Genomic DNA, 18,017 nt, shown 5'->3' with positions numbered 1-18,017 from the left:
GTTTTTCAATCCGTTGTCTGATGGATATTTTAGAGTAAGACCGCTGTTATGGCTCGTATCTAATTACCACGGTGATAAGGATGGTTGTTGTTGATACTCATCGCGCGGTATAACTGCTCCATGAGAACAACACGAACTAGAGGATGCGGTAATGTCAGCGCCGACAAAGACCATTTTACATCTGCCTTTGCCAGCACTTCTGGTGATACCCCATCTGCACCGCCAATGACCAAGGCAATATCATCGCCTTGCTGCATGGCACCTGAGAGTTTATCTGCCAGTCCCTCGGTCGATAGCATTTTACCTTTGACATCGAGTACCCATAGCTGCTCACGGCTTGCAGCATTGTGCGCGGCCAATATCGCTTGACCTTCTTGCTCACGGTACTGTGCTAGATTGGCATCTGATGGGTTCTTTGCCCGTTTTGCGGCAGCAATCTCTACAATCTCTGTGCTTAGCATCGGCTGAATACGCTTAAAGTATTCATCAAACCCTGTTTGTACCCAGCTCGGCATTTTATTACCAACGCTCAAAATTCTTACTTTCATAATACCTACCAACTTAATTATCAATAACTATCAAAATCATCACGAAAACTACTGTGTATACGACAACACGATATCTACTACGTTATCTTCAAAAACTCACATCAACGGCTTGAGCGTTTCTGATACGCTACGATCTTTACTTTGGCTATCATCGTTCTCATCAGATGGTTTTGGTTTTGGAATCACGCTGAGCTTGGCATCAGATTCAAAGACAACGGCTTCAATGTCGTCAAAGTTGTTTATACCTTCAGCGCGCATCGCACATTCGATTTCTTGGCGCGTTAAACGCTCCGCGCGCATCGCCTCTGGCAAAAACTGTCCTTGATAAAACACAATCCGTGGATCGGACAAAATCACACTACTAAATTGCGGCGAGATAGAGGCGTACTTGGTTACCAAGAACTGCAAGAGGTACAATACTAAAATAGAAGATACCCCTTCGATGAATGGGATGTTTTTTAGCAAAATAGTACTGGCGCCCAACGAGCCAATCATGACCGTGACGATCCAATCGAAGTTATTGAGCTGTGACGTCGATCGCTTACCTGAGGCTTTGGTGACCAGTACGATTAGCACATAGACCATGACCGTTGTCAGAACAATGCGACCAAGCTTATCTATGTTATCAAAAAAGACCATTTCCATGATGTTTGCTCCTCTTATCAGATAAAACACATAACCATTAAAATCTTACTCGTTAAAGTTAGCCTAACGGATTTTACGTATGAGTAGGGGAAAACTTTGTAGTACCTTGTAGACAGTTGGCTGTGCTTAGGTGTTCTTATGTATAGGGTTCAAAAAATGATTGATCACCCAGATGCTAAGGCGCGCGCTGACCAAAGTGAATACAAACATCATCACCAGAGAAGAGAGCAGTGGTAGCGGACGTACCATCGCCATCTCAAACAATACCTCACGGCTGACCATATCAAACAACCAAAACCATATTGCCAAAAAATAAATAGCTGTCAATAACCAGACAATAGCGACGCCGCCAAACATGAGGGTATTGATTTCGCCTTTAGCCAAGGCTCGCTGATGATGCTTGATAAATTTGCTCACAGCAATATAGGCGCCGACAATGATAGAGACCACCATCACCAGTTGTGAGTTGAGCGCAAACTGAGTCTGAATCATCATAAATATCGTACTGGCAAGCGTATAGCCAATTGCAAAAAAACCGACGTATTGCGCCAGTTTAGGCTGAGTGGTTGTAAGCGCTGGCGACTTATTGAGTGTGGTTGTCTGGCGTGACATAGGCTTACCTTTGTAAAATAAAATAGTAGAGATATAGGGATAATACACGCAGCAAAACATCATAGTGCCTGCGTCAAAACACTGAATACGATGAGTGCCTATTTGAGTGTTTACGATTTGCCAAAAAATGTTATTAGAGTCAGCGCTGAGCGGTCCAGTCAAGCATCGCATCGAGTACGGGTCTGGCGGTATAAGGATTTAGCGCTTGCTCGGTATTGATGATACCAACGACCACATAGTCTTGACCGGATACCCCTTTAACATAACCTGCCATCGAGGTGACATTATTTAGTGTGCCTGTCTTTATCCATGCTCGGCCAATCGCTGCCGACTCAGGTAAGCGCTCGCTATGAGCCGCAATTGTGCCACTGACCCCTGCGATACCTAACGAGTCAACGTAAGCGGCAAAGCTTGGGTGACCATAAGCATACGTCAACAGCTCGGCAAGGTTGGCGGCTGTGATGGTACAGCTACGGCACAGTCCTGAGCCATTGGTTAGGTAAGGGGACGGTGTGCTCAGATTGGCTTGCCACCAGTGATCAATGGTCTGTAAGGCTGATGAGTAATCGGTTGTATGAGGTTTACCAAACTGATATAAGCTATCGCTCTTTTGAGAATCATCTTGTGCACTTGGTTTTTTATTGCTTGTTGATGTGCTGTTTGGATCAGAGATAGACTCACCAGCAGACATGGCTGGCGCCATTTCTGATTTGTCGTACGCCCCTATAGATAGTGCTACTTGCTCAGCCATGACATTGTTTGAGAAGTGGTTAATATCATGAATTTGCTGCGTAAGATTCAAAGAAGGGAAGCTGACTATCGGCAGAGGTGACATCGCAATAGCTGTGAGACTAGGTGCTGTCTTTCGGATTTTATGATTATGGTAAGGCGTCTCTTGCGAGATAACTTTTCCGCTCAAGGTATTACCTAGCGCTTGCCATTTTGCCGCGACGACATAGGCGGAAAACTCCTTCGCATTAGGATACGCGACATAAAACACATGCTCACCGCAACGCTCTGGTAGGCTGGCATTGAGTGTGAGCTGCTCTGCTTGCCACTGCGGCGCTAGACTATAGCTTGCCTGTCCACAGGAAGCTTCGCGGGTGTTTATTTTATCTGGCAGGTTATAGCTTGCCAATCGCGGCTTATAGACTAGGCTGGCTTGACCATTCTCTAAAGGATAGGTTTTGATACCGATAGTGCTAAAGTTAACCAAAAACCCATCGGGGCTTGCGTTATAAGGGCGCAAAGGCGAGTTATCAAAGGCAGCGGGATCTTCGCTTACGTTCTTAAATATAGCGCTATCGACAATAATATCGCCATCGATGTGGCGAATACCTGAGGCTTGTACTTTATAAAGCAGTTGTTTCAACCGCTCGTGAGTCATCTTTGGATCACCGCTACCCTGAATGATCAAATCACCATACAGGCGACCGCCGATGACGATACCAGTGTGGTAGACCCGTGTGTACCAGACAAAATCCGCTCCTAATGTATCTAAAGCAATAAAACTGGGAACGAGTTTCATAGTGCTGGCAGGAGTACGAGGGATGTCCGACTGATGGTCTAGCAAAGGTGAAAAAGAAATCTTTATTGAGGTGCTTTCATTGTTAACTGTGCGACTAGTGTCAACAGCACTATTCGTATTATGAGTCAACTTAGGTGTGTCGTCAGGCAGTACGGTTGGGATGCTTTCTACACTCTGATAAGTATAAGGGTCATCAGTATAAGCGTGTATTTTTTGCTCGTGTTTTTCAATAGTGCGCTGTTCTATCGTGATCAGTGCGCTCTGCTGGTCAGGATGATCTGCAACATGGCTAGAGCGGTTCTTGCCAGTAGTCATATCAGTCGCTGTATCTTTAGCTACTGCCGCCTGCGTCGATTGCTTATTAGAATCACTGCTGTCGGTCACCTGAATAGGAGAGGGCAGACGACTGGTATTCTTATCACCTACGGGTGTGATGACAATACTGATATCCGAGTCTGTGAGATCGGCCCGCGACAATGCCGATCGAATAGCGTCTGGCAGTGCGGCGTACGCGTGAACTGGCGTCACTAGCGCTGCTGACAATAGTGCCAACACAGATAGGTGTTTAGTCGATTGGTTGAACGACAGCATACGATTACAACCCCTGATACATGCTTTGATTTTAGGCGTGATAGATGGATGATTATTTCGCTTGGGTATATCGCACTTAGCAGGGTATCGCATGAGCAGGTTTCATCAGGTGGTAAAAACCGCCTATGGTAACATGAGTTACTGTTTTCGCCCATGCTGTCACAAGCTCAATTTTATCACCGATGGCAGATATTAGCGCACATGCAAAAATGCCATCGCTGTCATGATCGCATCGTTATAAGCGTCGTGAGTGCCAAGCTCAGGAATATCATAATGCGCTAGGATACGGGTTAAGTCCTGAGACTGACCAAGAAGGTTCTGGGCCTGACCACTCATACGCTGACTGTGTAAATGGCGTAAGTCGATAATGTCGTTTGGCAGCGCTGTGCCCATGTAACGTTTGACCAACGGATTCAAAAACGCCATGTCTAGCTGTGTGCAAAATCCGACAATCGGTCGATTGCCTATAAAGGGTAGCAATAACGCCAACATATCCTCATAACTCATACCATGTTCGACATCGGCAGTACGCAGACCATGAATGACAATGGTGTCGCGATCTGGCATCACAGGAGGCCTGCATACCACATGCATACCATCACCTGTGTTGATCGTATTGCCATTGATATGTATTGCCGCTACAGATAGCAAATGATGTTTTTTAGGATTTATTCCGGTCATTTCACAGTCAATCGCTACCCACTGCTCAGCCAAAGGTGTGGTGAACATGGTTTCTAGCTCTGGACGCTGTAGCTGCGTCTTTTGCCAAGCGCGAGATAACTGCTGTAGCCAGCTCATATTAATTACTCATCCATTTATGCTATTTCTAGCTGATAGTGTTGACGCAGCTGATTCTTAAAGCTTTTTACGACTGCCAGACACTCTTTGAATAGATCACGTTCAAGGGCAGTCAGCGTCATCGGATTGACCTGCCGTGCGTGTTTGTCATCGGTTGACAGAGCCACTGACAAACGCTGCGCCATAAAGAACTCTAAAGCCTCTAGTAATGTACTGGCGCGCTCTTGGCTCAAGGCGTCAGCCTGTACCAAGGCTTTTAAGCGACCTTTGCTACTAGGAACATCGAGCACATCATATTCTATTGCCAAGGCACGAATACCGTGAACCAGTGGAAAGATACCTGCTTTTTTTAGATCAATATCTGCTGATACTGGTTTACCGCCTATCAAAGGGACAAACTTTTGCCACCACTGATTGACATCACCAAACTGCAGTGCCGCACGTGCAAACTGACGTACAAACATTGGATCGGCTTGTCTATGAGCAAGCTTTAGATGCTGACGCACCTGTGTGAGCAGGGTCTCATCACCGCAGACGTATTCTCCATCTAGTATGGCAGACAGGTAAATAGCATGCATCGGATCAGTGTTTCTAAACCATAAGCCAATCTGTGCGGTAAACAGTTTGAGGGGTTGCCGCCACATGGTGTTAGTCATCATGATATTACCATCGCACAGCGGATAACCAAGCGTTGCTAAGTGGGTATTGAACGTCTCGGCAAACTGCGCCAAATCAGGATGAGTATAGTCATCACGAATGATGAGTGCGTTGTCTTGATCGGTACGCATGATTTGCTCACCGCGACCTTCTGAACCCATGACGATGAGGCAAGTGTTGCGTATGACCTCATCAGGTACGATCAGTTGCCACAGCTTAGTAAATACTTGTGCATTTAAGGTCTGCACCATCCGGCTGATATTACCGATTTTTACACCGTTTTGATGCTGCGCCCGAATATAGCGACCGATGAGTTCGACTGCCGTATCTAGGCTCGATAGATCAGTTGCTTGCTCTATTTGAATACTGATGAGCTGCGAATGATGACCAATATGAGCCAGCATATCGCTTTGCCCCAGTACACCAATGACACTACCATTACCATCAATTACTGGCAGTCTATGAATGCGGTAGCGGGTCATGGTGAGTAGTGCGTCACCAATTTCGTCAGTGGCTTTGATGGTACGTAGCTTAAAATTAGTATAGCGCTGGCAAAGGGTTTTGGCAGGATCTTGTCTGTCACTGATGGCACGGCAGATATCAGTATCAGTGAGAATACCTAGCACGAGCGGCATTTCGTCTTCGGTCCTTGATATATTTTCTATATGTTCAAGCGGTCGTACCAGCACATGCTTTAGCCCAGCTTGGGTCATGATACGCGCAGCGTCATATAAGCTGCTATTGGCATCGACGATATGTACTGGTAATAGATGAACCTCTCTCACCGGTTGTAGCATAATTTGCTGTACTTCTTGTTGATTGGTATAGCGGGTAGGATCTCGTGCTTTATAGTTGCTACGGCGCTGCTGCAAGGCTTTTAGTCGTTCTGGTAATTTGTCTGATAACATTTGTCGTACCAGATGATTTTGTGCGCTGATCTTATCGACGGTGGTGCCATTAACTTGCAGTAATAAGGTCTCTTCATTGGCTCGAAATTGATACGATTGTACAGGTGTGCTCTCAGTTTTTTGTGTGCTGCTTTTGATGAGTGACTCAGGCAAACGCCGGCTATCAAACCAATCATTGTTGTTCGGATCATCAGAATGATTACTCCCTAGATAGGAGGCAACAAACTCACCACCGAGCGATTGCTCAATCTGTCCTTTAATGACCACATACAGATATTGCATCTCTTCTATCGGCAAGCTTTCATTTTTAGCAAGGTAGCGGATTTGAGTGTTTTTTCTGATGCTTTGACGCTCAGCTAAGCTCAATACATCAAATGGCGGCTGGGTAAAATCAAGATGGGGCATGGCATCATCCTTGATGGCATATTCTGCAATAGAGCTTTTACTATAGCACTATTACTGCAAAACCCTTAATGCAAAAAGCCTCTAACAACCCTATTTATATTAAGGTTGTTAGAGACTGTTGTACTGCTTAGAGTGAAAATTTCTAAGTAGCTGTCTATGCTCCTAGTAATTTGCGAACACGATGTATCGCTTCGCGGCTCTCATCGACACTAGCAACGAGCGCAACACGGACAAACCCTTGTCCAGGATTGTTACCATCAACCTCGCGCGATAGATAGCGTCCTGCCAACGCGTGAATATTAGCCTGTTCATATAGGGCTTTGACGAAAACTTCATCGTCACCATCGAACTGCTCAGGCACTTTTATCCAAAAGTAAAAGCCAGCATCTGGCATCCGTAGCTCTAGCAGCTGACCCAGCTCAGACATCCATAGCGCAAACTTCTCTTGATACAGGGCACGGTTGTGTGCCACATGCTTCTCGTCTTGCCATGCTGCAATAGAGGCAAGCTGATGTGGTATCGGCATCGCACAGCCTTGATAAGTACGATACTGCAAATACGCCTGCAAAATCTTGGCATCACCTGCCACAAAACCAGAGCGTAGACCAGGTAGGTTTGAGCGCTTAGATAAAGAGTGAAAGACAACGCAGTTCTTAAAGTCACGTCGACCGAGCGCCGCGCAAGCCTGCAATAGTCCGATGGGAGCGGTATCAAAATATAGCTCGCTATAGCACTCATCACTAGCAATGATAAAACCATACTGATCCGATAGGCGAATAAGGTATTCCCAATCCTCCATAGTCATAACCGAGCCGGTTGGATTATTCGGACTACACACAAAAAGAAGCTGCGTACGTGCCCACACCTCTTGCGGCACAGCGCGATAATCACCTTTAAAGTCATTGTCCGATGTACAAGGAACAAAGTAAGGCGCCGCTTGTGCCAGTATGGCTGCGCCCTCGTATATCTGATAGAACGGGTTGGGCATGACAACGGTCGGTGACACCGCAGGTTCACCTGTATCTTGATCGACAACGGCCTGTACAAAGCTAAATATCGCTTCACGAGTCCCCATTACAGGCAGTACTTGGGTATTAGCATCAACATGATTAAGAAAAAAGCGCTTCTCTAACCAATGGGCAATCGTCTGACGCAACTCAAACATACCGTTCGTGGTCGGGTAACGACTTATTTTGTCCAAGTTTTCGCTTAGCACGTCCAGCACAAACGCAGGCGGCTTATGTTTTGGCTCACCAATACCTAGTTTGATTTCACTGTAACCGTTGGCAGGCTTGCTATCAGCCAACAACGTTGCCATCTTTGCAAATGGATAGGGGTGCAGATTCTCTAAGTTGTGATTCATATGTTTGGTAACTATAATAGACAATTAATAATAAAGTTATAAAGAAAGTTTACATAAGAGCAGTGTAGCACTTCTCTTATTTTTTGTCTTTTTTGTTCTTATACCGCGCGTGCGAATTCCTGATATCTGATGCCTAGGGCTGCTTCTACGACAGCCCATATTATAATACCCAAATCGATCAAATCGCTTTACGGTTAATACCTTATAACAATATAAAAGATGGCTACCAGCATAAGGGGTAGATCATTTTGAGGATGATTTGATATGTCTAATGTGATAAATAACGATGATCTCATCGCTCAAGATACCAACAATAAAAATCCTAATACTGACTTGCAGTCTACTAATTTATACAAGTTGCTAAAAGAGCGTGAACAGTGCTGGTGGCAAGCGCGGGAGCAACTGATTGAACGTCAAGAAAAGAAAGTGTTTTGGTTTGGCGAAAACAGCCTGATCATGTGGCTAGTGTGGCAGCTGGTTGGTTATGTGGTCGTAGCCATGGCATTGATGCTGCTTAATAACCTGCTGAATATATCGCTAACGGCATGGCAGTATGTATCGTTGTTTGTACTGCAGACCATACTCTATATCAGTGCTTTTGCTACCAAAGGTCGATTAGAAAATAAACTACAACGCAAAATAGATAAAGATGAGCTCATGAGCGAAGAGATGCTCAATGAGATGGTTATTCTAGCAGAGGACAGCCTTTATCCTGATGTGCATGCTAAAGCACCTATCTCTTTAGCGCAGTTAGATGACTACCTCAAAGGACAGTTTCATTTGGCAAGCTTACAATGTTTGCTACAAAAAGAAATCAGCGCAGGACGTCTAATAATGACTCAAACAGCGCTTGAATTGGGCGTACTGCCACCTGATCTTGCTGACGCTGAACTGCATGAACATGCAGATAATATAATATATAAGAGCACGCTATAAAGCGTGCCCTTAATCCTATTGGCTATTATGTCAGCCATATCAGTCATGCCAGTTAGTGGTTGACCGACTGATAGCCATTATCCATGGTAGTTATATGTCCAGTAGCGGTAACGCTAGTAGCTATAGACCACGTTATCTTCTCTTTTGGTTGTTAGACTGGCTAATAATGCTGACTTTAACGCTTCAAGCCTATCGGCAGATAGTGGTTTATCGTTTTGGTCACTGATATAAAACATATCTTCTGCACGCTCACCTAGGGTAGTAATACGCGCCGCATGAACTTCGATTTGCTCCTGCAAAAACATCTGTCCAACTCGAGCCAATAGTCCTGGCTGGTCCAGTGTCTCGAGACTCATGATGTGTTGGTTCGATGCTTCGTTGAATTCAAAGCTAATAACTGTCTCAACCTCAAAATGTCTCAGCTGACGCGGCATACGTTTGTTTGCCAGCTTCAGAACGGTAGGATCTTTAAATGCATCAATCAAGCGCTGTTTAAGCTCTTGCTGACTGTCTTGATCCACCAACAGTGTGCCGCTAGGATCTAGTAATACATAAGAATCTAGGGCAAAATCGCGGGTCGCGGTAATAATACGGGCATCCAATACATCGAGATTCATCTGATCAAAAACAGCCATGGTAACGGCAAACAGATTAATCTGATCTTGGGTATAGACGAAGACCTGTACCGCATCGAGTGCCAGCTCACGATGCTCACGCAAGACCACCAGTGGCGGACTATCCGCATTAGAAGCAAGACCAATCGGTGGATGGTTCAAGATAGCTTCAGTGTGCCACAAAATATCCTCTGCAATCTCTCGCAAGAAGTACTCATCTCCCAGATCATCCCATAAACGCAACACTTCATCGCGGTTCATATGCTGATTATTGACGTTATCTAGCATGGTTAGCGCTTGTGTGCGTGTGGCGCTAATCATGTCTTGGCGGTTGGTCGGCGCATCGATATCAGCGCGCAAAATGCGCCGAGTCTGTGAGTACAGCTGTTTCATGAGTGTCGCCCGCCAGCTGTTCCACAGCTGTGGATTGGTCGCGTTCATATCTGCCACTGTCAGTACATACAGATGGTTTAGGTGTGTGACGTTGCCAATAAGATCTGAAAAGATGGTCACAACTTCAGGGTCTGAGATGTCTTTTTTCTGGGCAGTGATCGACATTAACAGATGATAGCGAGTCAGCCAACCCACTAAGTTGGCGTCCGCCAGACTCATCCCATGCGACAAACAAAACTCAATCGATTCAGTTTGACCAAGCTCACTATGATCGCCGCCACGACCTTTGGCAATATCATGGAACATCGCCGCGAGTACCAATATCTCTTTGCGTTCGATACGCTGAAAGATAGCACTGACCAGCGGAAAATCCTCAGAGAACATTGGGTCGGTAAAGCGATGCAAAATTCGAATCAAAAATAAAGTATGTGCATCTACCGTATAACGATGGAACAAGTCATATTGCATGAGACCTGTGACTTGAGCAAAAGCGGGAATATAGTTGCCCAATACCCCATAACGATTCATGGTACGTAGACGATGGAACAGATAGTTTTGCTCTTTTAAGTTAGATAAGAACAGCGTCTTATGAGCGGGGTTGTCTCGATAAACTTGATCAATACCTCGGGCGGCAATTTTTAGAGCACGTAACGTATGAGTGCGAACCTTATCGATACCATGCTGACCCATCAATAAAAACATCTCTAAAATAGACTCAGGATGCTGGGCGAAAACGCGATGATGCGCTATAGCGATTTGATTACCAATACGGTTAAATCTAGCATTGATTGGCTGCTTTTTTGGACGTTCATCATCAGGCAGCTGAGGTTCTATGATGGTCTCATAATAATGACTGGTGAGCATCTCAGACAGCGTGGATATCTGCATAGCACAGCGATAATAGTCGCGCATAAAGCGTTCGACGGCAGCATTGGGCTGATCGTCTGGTTGGGTCTCGTAACCCATCAGCTGCGCAATCTCACGCTGATAATCAAACAGTAACTTGTTTTCGTTGCGGCCTGTCAATACATGTAAGTAGTGACGTATCTGCCATAAATAGCCTTCTGCAAAATTAAGCTCATCAAACTCTTTTTCAGTCAAAAAGTTCTGCTGTACCAAGTCATAGAGCTTACTTACTCGAAAGTAGCGCTTGGTGACCCAGCCAATAATATGAATATCACGTAAACCACCAGGTGCTGTTTTGATATTTGGCTCAAGGTTATACTCGGTAGAGTTGTGCTGTAGATAGCGCGCTTTAGTCTCTTCTATTTTTGCATCAAAAAAAGCGCGAGGAGACCACTGTTTATTCACAATTTGGATCGGCATATCTTGCAACGATTCGTTGCCGATAAGCAGTCGGGCTTCTAGCTGGGCACTAGCGATAGTATGATCAAGCGCAGCCTCTAGGGCATCACTGACACTACGTACAGAAAGTGCAGGCTCTAACCTAATATCCCACAGCAACGCAACTAGCTTATCGATCTTGCTACTGGCATCAGCGTCTATTTCGTCAGGAGACAGTAGCAAAATATCAATATCTGAATATAGAGATAGCTCACCGCGTCCATAGCCACCAGTCGCAAAAAACGCCAAATCAGTTTTGTCTAGCTCAAACCACTTGAACAAAGCGACGAGTAAACTATCGATAGCGCAAGCACGTGCGCCAACCAACTGACGGATATTGGTGCCACGTTCGAGTTCGCGACTGATATCCTCGTTGACCTGTGTCAACCATTCAGGAATCCCAAGCAATGGTTTGTCGGTAGCGTTAGCTAGTAGTGGTAGAGGCGTGAGATCAATAGAAGCGCCATCGCAATTAAACATGAGCGTTATCCAATTAAGAGTTTGTAAGTCAATCTATCAAGCTAGTCTATGAAGTTGGCATGTCTGGTCAATCAACACATTGCTTGCTGGCAAAAGCCATCAATAAAAAGGGTTAGGTCATTAGAGTATAAAGATAAAAACCCTGTCAGCACAATACTCAATATCGCTCGACTAAAGATGTCCTAACCACAGACCAAAAAATGAGCCAAAAAAAAGACCGCCTAGGCGATCTTTTATTGTCTTACTGTGTCAAAAAGCTTAAATCTTCTTCAGGGCGAGTCGTAAAGACTTCACAGCCATTGTCTGTCACGACCATAGTGTGCTCCCACTGAGCAGATAGCTTACGATCTTTGGTAATGGCGGTCCATTCATCTGGCAAGATTTTAGTCTGCCATGTGCCTTGATTGATCATAGGCTCAATGGTAAAGGTCATACCTGTTTTTAGCTCAAACCCAGTGCCTTTTTTGCCATAATGCATAACCTGCGGCTCATGATGGAACTCATTACTGATACCGTGACCACAGAACTCACGCACGATACTAAAACGCTCAGGTTCTACCACTGCTTGGATTGCAGCGCCAACATCGCCTAAACGCGCGCCATTTTTGACCACACTCATACCAGCATATAGAGCGTCTTGTGCCACTTTGCAAATACGCTGCGCCATAATAGAGCCGTTACCAACGATCCACATTTTTGAGGTATCGCCATAATAGCCATCTTTAATAACAGTCACATCAATGTTGATGATGTCACCGTCTTTTAATAGCTTGCTTTCAGTTGGAATACCGTGACAGACCACGTGATTAACTGAAGTACAAATGGATTTTGGAAATCCATTATAGTTAAGCGGTGCAGGGATAGCCTGCTGTACGTTAACAATATAGTCATGAGCGATTTGGTTCAATGCCTCGGTACTGACGCCAACTTTGACATGTTCATCGAGCATCACCAGAACATCACTAGCGAGTTTGCCAGCCACGCGCATTTTTTCTATGGCATCAGCCGACTGGATAAGGGTTTTTTTAGTCATCGTCATCTATCTTGTAATTATGGGTTTCATGTGGACAGATTATACCATAAATGGAAGAACGGCAGTTCTAGGTTAAGTGATAGTCAACCTATCATTATGATTGATAATAATTGCTTTACAGCCTATAAAAACTGAACATGACCCTGTAGTCACACTAATATATTCATATTTTGACAATTTAGTTGAATGTTACAGAAGATATCAGTAATGTAATTTTGCCTGCTAAAGGAATTAGCAGCAATCTTTATCGCTCTTGTGCGGTACGGATAACCAAACTCAACGATAACAAGGATGTTGTTATGACACTCTCTTCATACGTTCGTGCCGCCATCACACCAAAAGCCTTTTTGCCAATACTGGGTTCAATCGGTACTGGTGTCTTGTTAATGACGCTACAAACCACATCAGCCCAAGCAGCAGGACAGTACTATAATTGTGCCAATGCCAATGGTTGTAAGCTGGTTGACAGTAGGTACTTCACATCTAGCTATACCAAAACCAAATACCCAGTCGTTATGGCTCATGGACTTGGCGGGTTTACCCAGTTATTTGGGGTTATTGATTACTTCAATGGCATCCCTACAGAGTTGATGAAGGGTGGCTCGGAGGTATATACCACCAAGACGTCAGCCGTCAATAATAGTGAGATTCGCGGAGAGCAGCTGCTACAACAAGTCAAAACCATCGCCGCGATTTCAGGCGATCCTAAAGTTAATTTGTTTGGGCACAGTCAAGGCGGTATAGATATTCGTTACGTCGCTGGCGTCGCACCAAAGTACGTCGCGTCAGTCACAGCAGTGTCGAGCCCAGAGCAAGGGTCAAAAACAGCCGATTTTGTCAAAAACGTCCTCGAACCAAATAATAATACTGGTACGCCATCGAACATCACCACAGAGTTAGTATCAGGTGTCTTTAATTTGATTGGTGGTTTTGCAGATGTTGGTTCAGGTATCAGTTTTAAAGAGATACAAGAGCAAGATGGCTGGCAAGCACTCATGGCGTTATCGACTGATGGTGCAGCGCGCTTTAATGCCAAATTCCCTGCAGCAATGCCAAGAAATTATTGTGGTCAGCCAACCAGTACTGCGGTCAATGGCATTAAATACTACTCATTTAGCGGTGTTGGACAAATCACAAGCGCACTTGATCCTAGCGATTATCTATTGGCCGCGACGGGTGTACCGTTTGCAGGTGAGTCTAATGATGGGTTGGTATCTGCCTGTTCGAGTCGCCTTGGTTATGTGATTCGTGATAATTATAGAATGAACCATTTGGATTCAGCTGATCAGGTGCTAGGTCTGACAGCATGGGGTGATTCTGAACCAAAATCTATCTACCGTACTCAGGTCAATCGTCTCAAAAACGCTAACCTTTAAGAGCGTAAGGTTTTAAAACGCAGGATTTTAAAAACGCAAGATTTTAAAAACATAAGTCCTAAAGCTGACTAGTAAAAAGAACCCTCATTTATGTCGAATAATCGCCGCCCAGCCTATTTACCCATCGCTATAATCGCCGCGGTTATCATAGCGCTAACTGCGGTGGTGATTATGTGGTTCAAGCCTGATAATAATGAGATAAGCTCAGCTCAAACGACGGCTTCTGTTGAGGATAGTGAGTACAACGAGTCGATCTCAACTGAGTTAGCTGCTGGTCAAGTTGTGGAAGCGACAACACTCCAAAACCAGTCTGCATTTGTCACTGGACTGGAGCGTCTGCCACGATCACTAAAGGACACGCAAATCGATGGCGAAATCATCATTGATGAAAACAAGCAATTGGTCGTTACAGAAGGGCTGCGGCGTTTATTCGATTATTTTTTATCCGCACTTGGTGAGGAGGACGAAACGGTTATCATCGCACGTGTTGAGAGTTACATCCGTCACCACACGCCAGAACCTGCTGCGAGTCAAGCAGTTGCTATATTTAACAAGTATGTCGCATATCTCAAAGCACTGCCAGAGATAGAAAAGCGTTACGGTAATCTACAGTTACAAGCGACCAAAAGTGGCGAGCTGGACTTGAATGCAGTCGCTCAACAAAAGCAAGACGTGGCCAGCTTACGTCAGCAATATTTTGACAAAGCGACCATTACGGCGTTCTTCGGTGCTGCAGATGATTATGATGACTATAGTGTAGAAATGGTCAGAATCAATCAAAACCAGCAAATGAGCGACGCTCAAAAGCAAGCCGCTAGGCAAGACTATGTCAGTCGCTTGCCCGATAATGCCACCAAAACCAATATCCAGCAGCAAGCCAATCTTGGTGAGCTGATGGCTCGTACCGAACAAATGAAAGCGCGCGGTGCAACACCCGAAGCCTTATATAATATGCGCCGAGAGCTCGTCGGCGCACCAGCGGCAGAGAGACTGGCACAAGTCGATCTAGAAGATGCCAATTTTGACCAGCGCTTCAACCAGTATGAGGCGCAAAAACAGCGTTTATTAAGTCAAAGTGCAGATCAAAGCCAAGCACAGATTCAGATAAAACAACTTGAGCAGCAGTTGTTTGACGACGCTGAACGCAAGCGTTTATCAGGATATGCTGCTTTGCAAGAAATGAAGGCGCAGTAAGACTATTTCATTAACATTAATTAACTTACAGCAATGTAAGAGATGGGTATGCTAAAAGTGTGAATAAGCTACGGTCATTGGGAGAAGTACGGCCCAATATCTGTAGTTTAATACAATGATAGTTATACTTCACTTGAACCAACCATAACGGTATATTAGAATTATTCTAGGAGCTCATATGAAAAACATGACCAAAGCATTGATGACAGGTATTGTAATGGTAACAGTACTCGTCGGTTGCCAATCTATGTCAAGCATGACGGCACCTGCTACTGACCAGCCAGAGATTACCGGTACAGATGTGATCTAAAACAACAATTGATTTGCTGACTAAATCCTCTTTAGACGTTTCATTTGAAGCAGTAGGGAATGATAGCAATTACTAATATCCAGTAGCAATATACAAAAATACCCCACTACGTAGTGGGGTATTTTTGTATATATGCTCATCGAGAAAATCTGCTTTATCATTTGTTAGAATAGCATCCAGACGACTATAGGATTTAATCCATGAGTTTTAAATATAACACCCAGTTTATAATGACAGTCGATTATGAGGCAGACAAAAGACAGTTATTCTTTAACACAGTAAATAACACAATCAATCATAATAGAACTAAAATCTTGGCTAAGCTTGTTAAGGCTTATTCATGGGTTCTAGCGTTATAATCAGCCCTTACGTTTAACAAGAGTTTTCGGTACGTTTAACAAGAATTTCCGGTTCAATACAGCAAGGAGAATATATGAATAACATAATGAAAATAATGATGGTCGCTACTTTTACCACTGGGGCGCTTGCTGCTGGTTGCCAGACGACTGCTAATCTGCCTGCGCCAAGCAGTCAGGCAGTTACTAATGATGCCTTACAAGCTTACGCTTGGCAGCTGGTTGACGCCAAAGAGAGCAACGGTGAGCAAGTAGCGAAACTGTTCTTTGATCCAGCAAAACCTCTGACCCTAAGTTTTATGAATGACGAGGGCAGAGACTACGTAGCATTTATAAATACTTGCAACAATATGAGCGCAGGTTATAGCGTTATAAATGGTAATGTGCAGATCAAAAATGGTATCAGTACTTTGATGGCCTGTCCTGAGCCGCAAGCCAGTTTTGATACCGCAGCATTAGCCACAGTACAAGGCAAGTACAGCCTCAGTAAAAATGCCAATAATCTACCTATCCTAACGATCAAAAGTGAGAATCAAGTAGCTCACTTCAAAGCGGTCTCAAAATAGGTTTGCCATTTGTTGAGATGAGCACGTATTAAGCGTAAACAGACTAATAGACAAACAGACGAGTTAAACTTCGTAGAGCCCCACTAACTAGTGGGGCTTTTTTTATCCAAATTTTGAGCCAGTTTAGGCTACACTAGAGTAATGCTTCTGCAATAAACTTAATTTTTAAAAAAGCAGCTACGGATTTAAATATCAGAGCAGTGATGCTTAATTTTAGCTATTTACCATGCTTTTTCCCTCAGACGTTATTGGATACTACATTATGCTCAAAATCCACATGTCAGAACTCAATTTGCCAAGAGTGACAGTGAGAGGTGTCACTACGCTCGCTATCGTTGCGGCGCTGACAGGCTGTCAGACATTGCCTGATATTCAAACCAGAAAACCGATTAGTACCGTTGACAGCAATCCGCTGACTGCGCGTATGCCTACCATCGATCGTCAAGGGTATATTGCTTATGTAGAGGAGCAAGGGCTTGGAGCGGCTAAAGTATCGACACTCTATAGTATCCGTCCTGATGGTGGTGATCGTCAGCTCATTGATCAGTTGCGCGGCTATATCTATGCACCAGCATGGTCAGCCGACGGGCAATTACTTGCTTATAGCAAACAAGCTGCACGTGAACATCCCAAGATCTATATATATGATCGTCGTAGCAAGACGCGCAATCTAGTCGTCAATGCTGAAGGCAGTAACATGTCAGCGTCATTCTCGCCTGATGGTCAGCATCTACTCTACAGCTCGACCGTCAGCGGCAATGCTGATATCTATGAGATGCAACTGAGCGATGGTAAGACGCGGCAGCTAACAACCTTGCCGAGTACTGAGGTTCAGCCAAGTTATGCAGCAGATGGCAAGAGCTTTGTATATACCAGTGACAAAGTCCGGGCTGGACGTCCACGTATCTATCGCTACAACTTTGCAACCAGTAGTGCCACGCCTGTACCGACCAGCGGTTATGTCGCCAGTCCACAGCTCAGCTCAGACGGTCAACGTATGGCTTACCTTAATGGCCGTAAAGCCGCCGTTATGACGCTGACAACTGGGCAAGTAACCAATCTAGCAGAGACTGGACTTGATGAACCTGCTCGTCTGTCTCCTTCTGGAAACTATGCGGTTTATCCTACGCGCTACTCAAAAATCAGCGGGCAAATTGGCGGTAAACACGGGGGAGATCTGGTGATTCATTCGCTCTCAGGGAATACAAGCTATGCCATTAATAGTCAAGATGGTGGAGTAGTACGCTCACCAATATGGGGACGTTAGTAACAAGTCCTATATATTATGTAATGAAATGTATATATAATCATGAATAAGAAAACATAAGTTGATTATGAATGTTTGGAATAAATAGCGTCA

The 18,017-nt window shown here is 44.7% G+C and carries 15 protein-coding genes; 6 read left to right on the top strand and 9 right to left on the bottom strand.

The window, feature by feature from the left end; translation table 11 throughout:
- Positions 1-59 precede the first annotated feature (59 nt).
- The 7 genes from rlmH to dapC form a co-directional block, all read right to left on the bottom strand.
- Complete coding sequence (rlmH, locus tag ACTXGL_RS13370) at positions 60-548, bottom strand: 23S rRNA (pseudouridine(1915)-N(3))-methyltransferase RlmH (RefSeq protein WP_443527221.1); 489 nt, start codon at positions 546-548, stop codon at positions 60-62.
- A gap of 96 nt (positions 549-644) precedes the next feature.
- Positions 645-1,193, bottom strand: a complete 549-nt coding sequence (locus ACTXGL_RS13365; protein WP_443527220.1) for a DUF421 domain-containing protein — start codon at positions 1,191-1,193, stop codon at positions 645-647.
- A 126-nt stretch (positions 1,194-1,319) separates the two neighbouring features.
- Positions 1,320-1,805 (bottom strand): ABZJ_00895 family protein, encoded by a 486-nt coding sequence (locus ACTXGL_RS13360; RefSeq protein WP_443527219.1) that lies wholly within the window; start codon positions 1,803-1,805, stop codon positions 1,320-1,322.
- Positions 1,806-1,944: 139 nt separating this feature from the next.
- Entirely contained in the window at positions 1,945-3,924 is a 1,980-nt protein-coding gene (locus tag ACTXGL_RS13355) for a D-alanyl-D-alanine carboxypeptidase/D-alanyl-D-alanine-endopeptidase (RefSeq protein ID WP_443527218.1), read from the bottom strand.
- 192 nt (positions 3,925-4,116) lie between these two features.
- Positions 4,117-4,722, bottom strand: a complete 606-nt coding sequence (locus ACTXGL_RS13350) for a 3'-5' exonuclease (RefSeq protein ID WP_443527217.1) — start codon at positions 4,720-4,722, stop codon at positions 4,117-4,119.
- A gap of 17 nt (positions 4,723-4,739) precedes the next feature.
- Positions 4,740-6,692 carry a DUF294 nucleotidyltransferase-like domain-containing protein gene (locus ACTXGL_RS13345; RefSeq protein WP_443527216.1) on the bottom strand — a complete coding sequence of 651 codons (1,953 nt, stop codon included), beginning with the start codon at positions 6,690-6,692 and terminating at the stop codon, positions 4,740-4,742.
- A 154-nt stretch (positions 6,693-6,846) separates the two neighbouring features.
- Positions 6,847-8,055, bottom strand: coding sequence for a succinyldiaminopimelate transaminase (gene dapC / locus ACTXGL_RS13340; protein ID WP_443527215.1), 1,209 nt, complete (start codon positions 8,053-8,055; stop codon positions 6,847-6,849).
- A gap of 264 nt (positions 8,056-8,319) precedes the next feature.
- On the opposite strand from dapC, the gene ACTXGL_RS13335 reads away from it, so the two are divergent.
- Positions 8,320-8,991 (top strand): hypothetical protein, encoded by a 672-nt coding sequence (locus tag ACTXGL_RS13335; protein WP_443527214.1) that lies wholly within the window; start codon positions 8,320-8,322, stop codon positions 8,989-8,991.
- A 113-nt stretch (positions 8,992-9,104) separates the two neighbouring features.
- Here the strand turns inward: ACTXGL_RS13335 and glnD are convergent, their stop codons facing one another.
- Both glnD and map read right to left on the bottom strand, forming a co-directional pair.
- Positions 9,105-11,822: a [protein-PII] uridylyltransferase gene (glnD, locus tag ACTXGL_RS13330; RefSeq protein WP_443527213.1), complete on the bottom strand. Its 2,718-nt coding sequence runs from the start codon at positions 11,820-11,822 to the stop codon at positions 9,105-9,107.
- A gap of 241 nt (positions 11,823-12,063) precedes the next feature.
- Entirely contained in the window at positions 12,064-12,855 is a 792-nt protein-coding gene (map, locus tag ACTXGL_RS13325; protein WP_443527212.1) for a type I methionyl aminopeptidase, read from the bottom strand.
- A 299-nt stretch (positions 12,856-13,154) separates the two neighbouring features.
- Between map and ACTXGL_RS13320 the strand changes: the two genes are divergently transcribed.
- The 5 genes from ACTXGL_RS13320 (at position 13,155) to ACTXGL_RS13300 (ending at position 17,924) form a co-directional block, all read left to right on the top strand.
- The gene (locus ACTXGL_RS13320) at positions 13,155-14,231 is read left to right on the top strand and encodes an esterase/lipase family protein (protein ID WP_443527211.1); all 1,077 of its coding nucleotides are present in this window, start codon (positions 13,155-13,157) and stop codon (positions 14,229-14,231) included.
- Positions 14,232-14,321: 90 nt separating this feature from the next.
- The gene (locus ACTXGL_RS13315) at positions 14,322-15,425 is read left to right on the top strand and encodes a lipase secretion chaperone (RefSeq protein WP_443527210.1); all 1,104 of its coding nucleotides are present in this window, start codon (positions 14,322-14,324) and stop codon (positions 15,423-15,425) included.
- A gap of 178 nt (positions 15,426-15,603) precedes the next feature.
- Complete coding sequence (locus tag ACTXGL_RS13310; RefSeq protein WP_319051759.1) at positions 15,604-15,735, top strand: hypothetical protein; 132 nt, start codon at positions 15,604-15,606, stop codon at positions 15,733-15,735.
- A gap of 433 nt (positions 15,736-16,168) precedes the next feature.
- Complete coding sequence (locus tag ACTXGL_RS13305; protein WP_443527209.1) at positions 16,169-16,657, top strand: META domain-containing protein; 489 nt, start codon at positions 16,169-16,171, stop codon at positions 16,655-16,657.
- 277 nt (positions 16,658-16,934) lie between these two features.
- A complete protein-coding gene (locus tag ACTXGL_RS13300; protein WP_443527208.1) occupies positions 16,935-17,924 on the top strand; it encodes a Xaa-Pro aminopeptidase in 990 nt (329 codons plus the stop codon).
- The last annotated feature ends 93 nt before the right edge of the window (positions 17,925-18,017 follow it).

It is taken from the genome of Psychrobacter sp. T6-6 (genome assembly GCF_052258185.1).
Classification (GTDB): Bacteria; Pseudomonadota; Gammaproteobacteria; order Pseudomonadales; family Moraxellaceae; genus Psychrobacter.
This window is presented reverse-complemented; position numbering and strand designations above follow the sequence as displayed.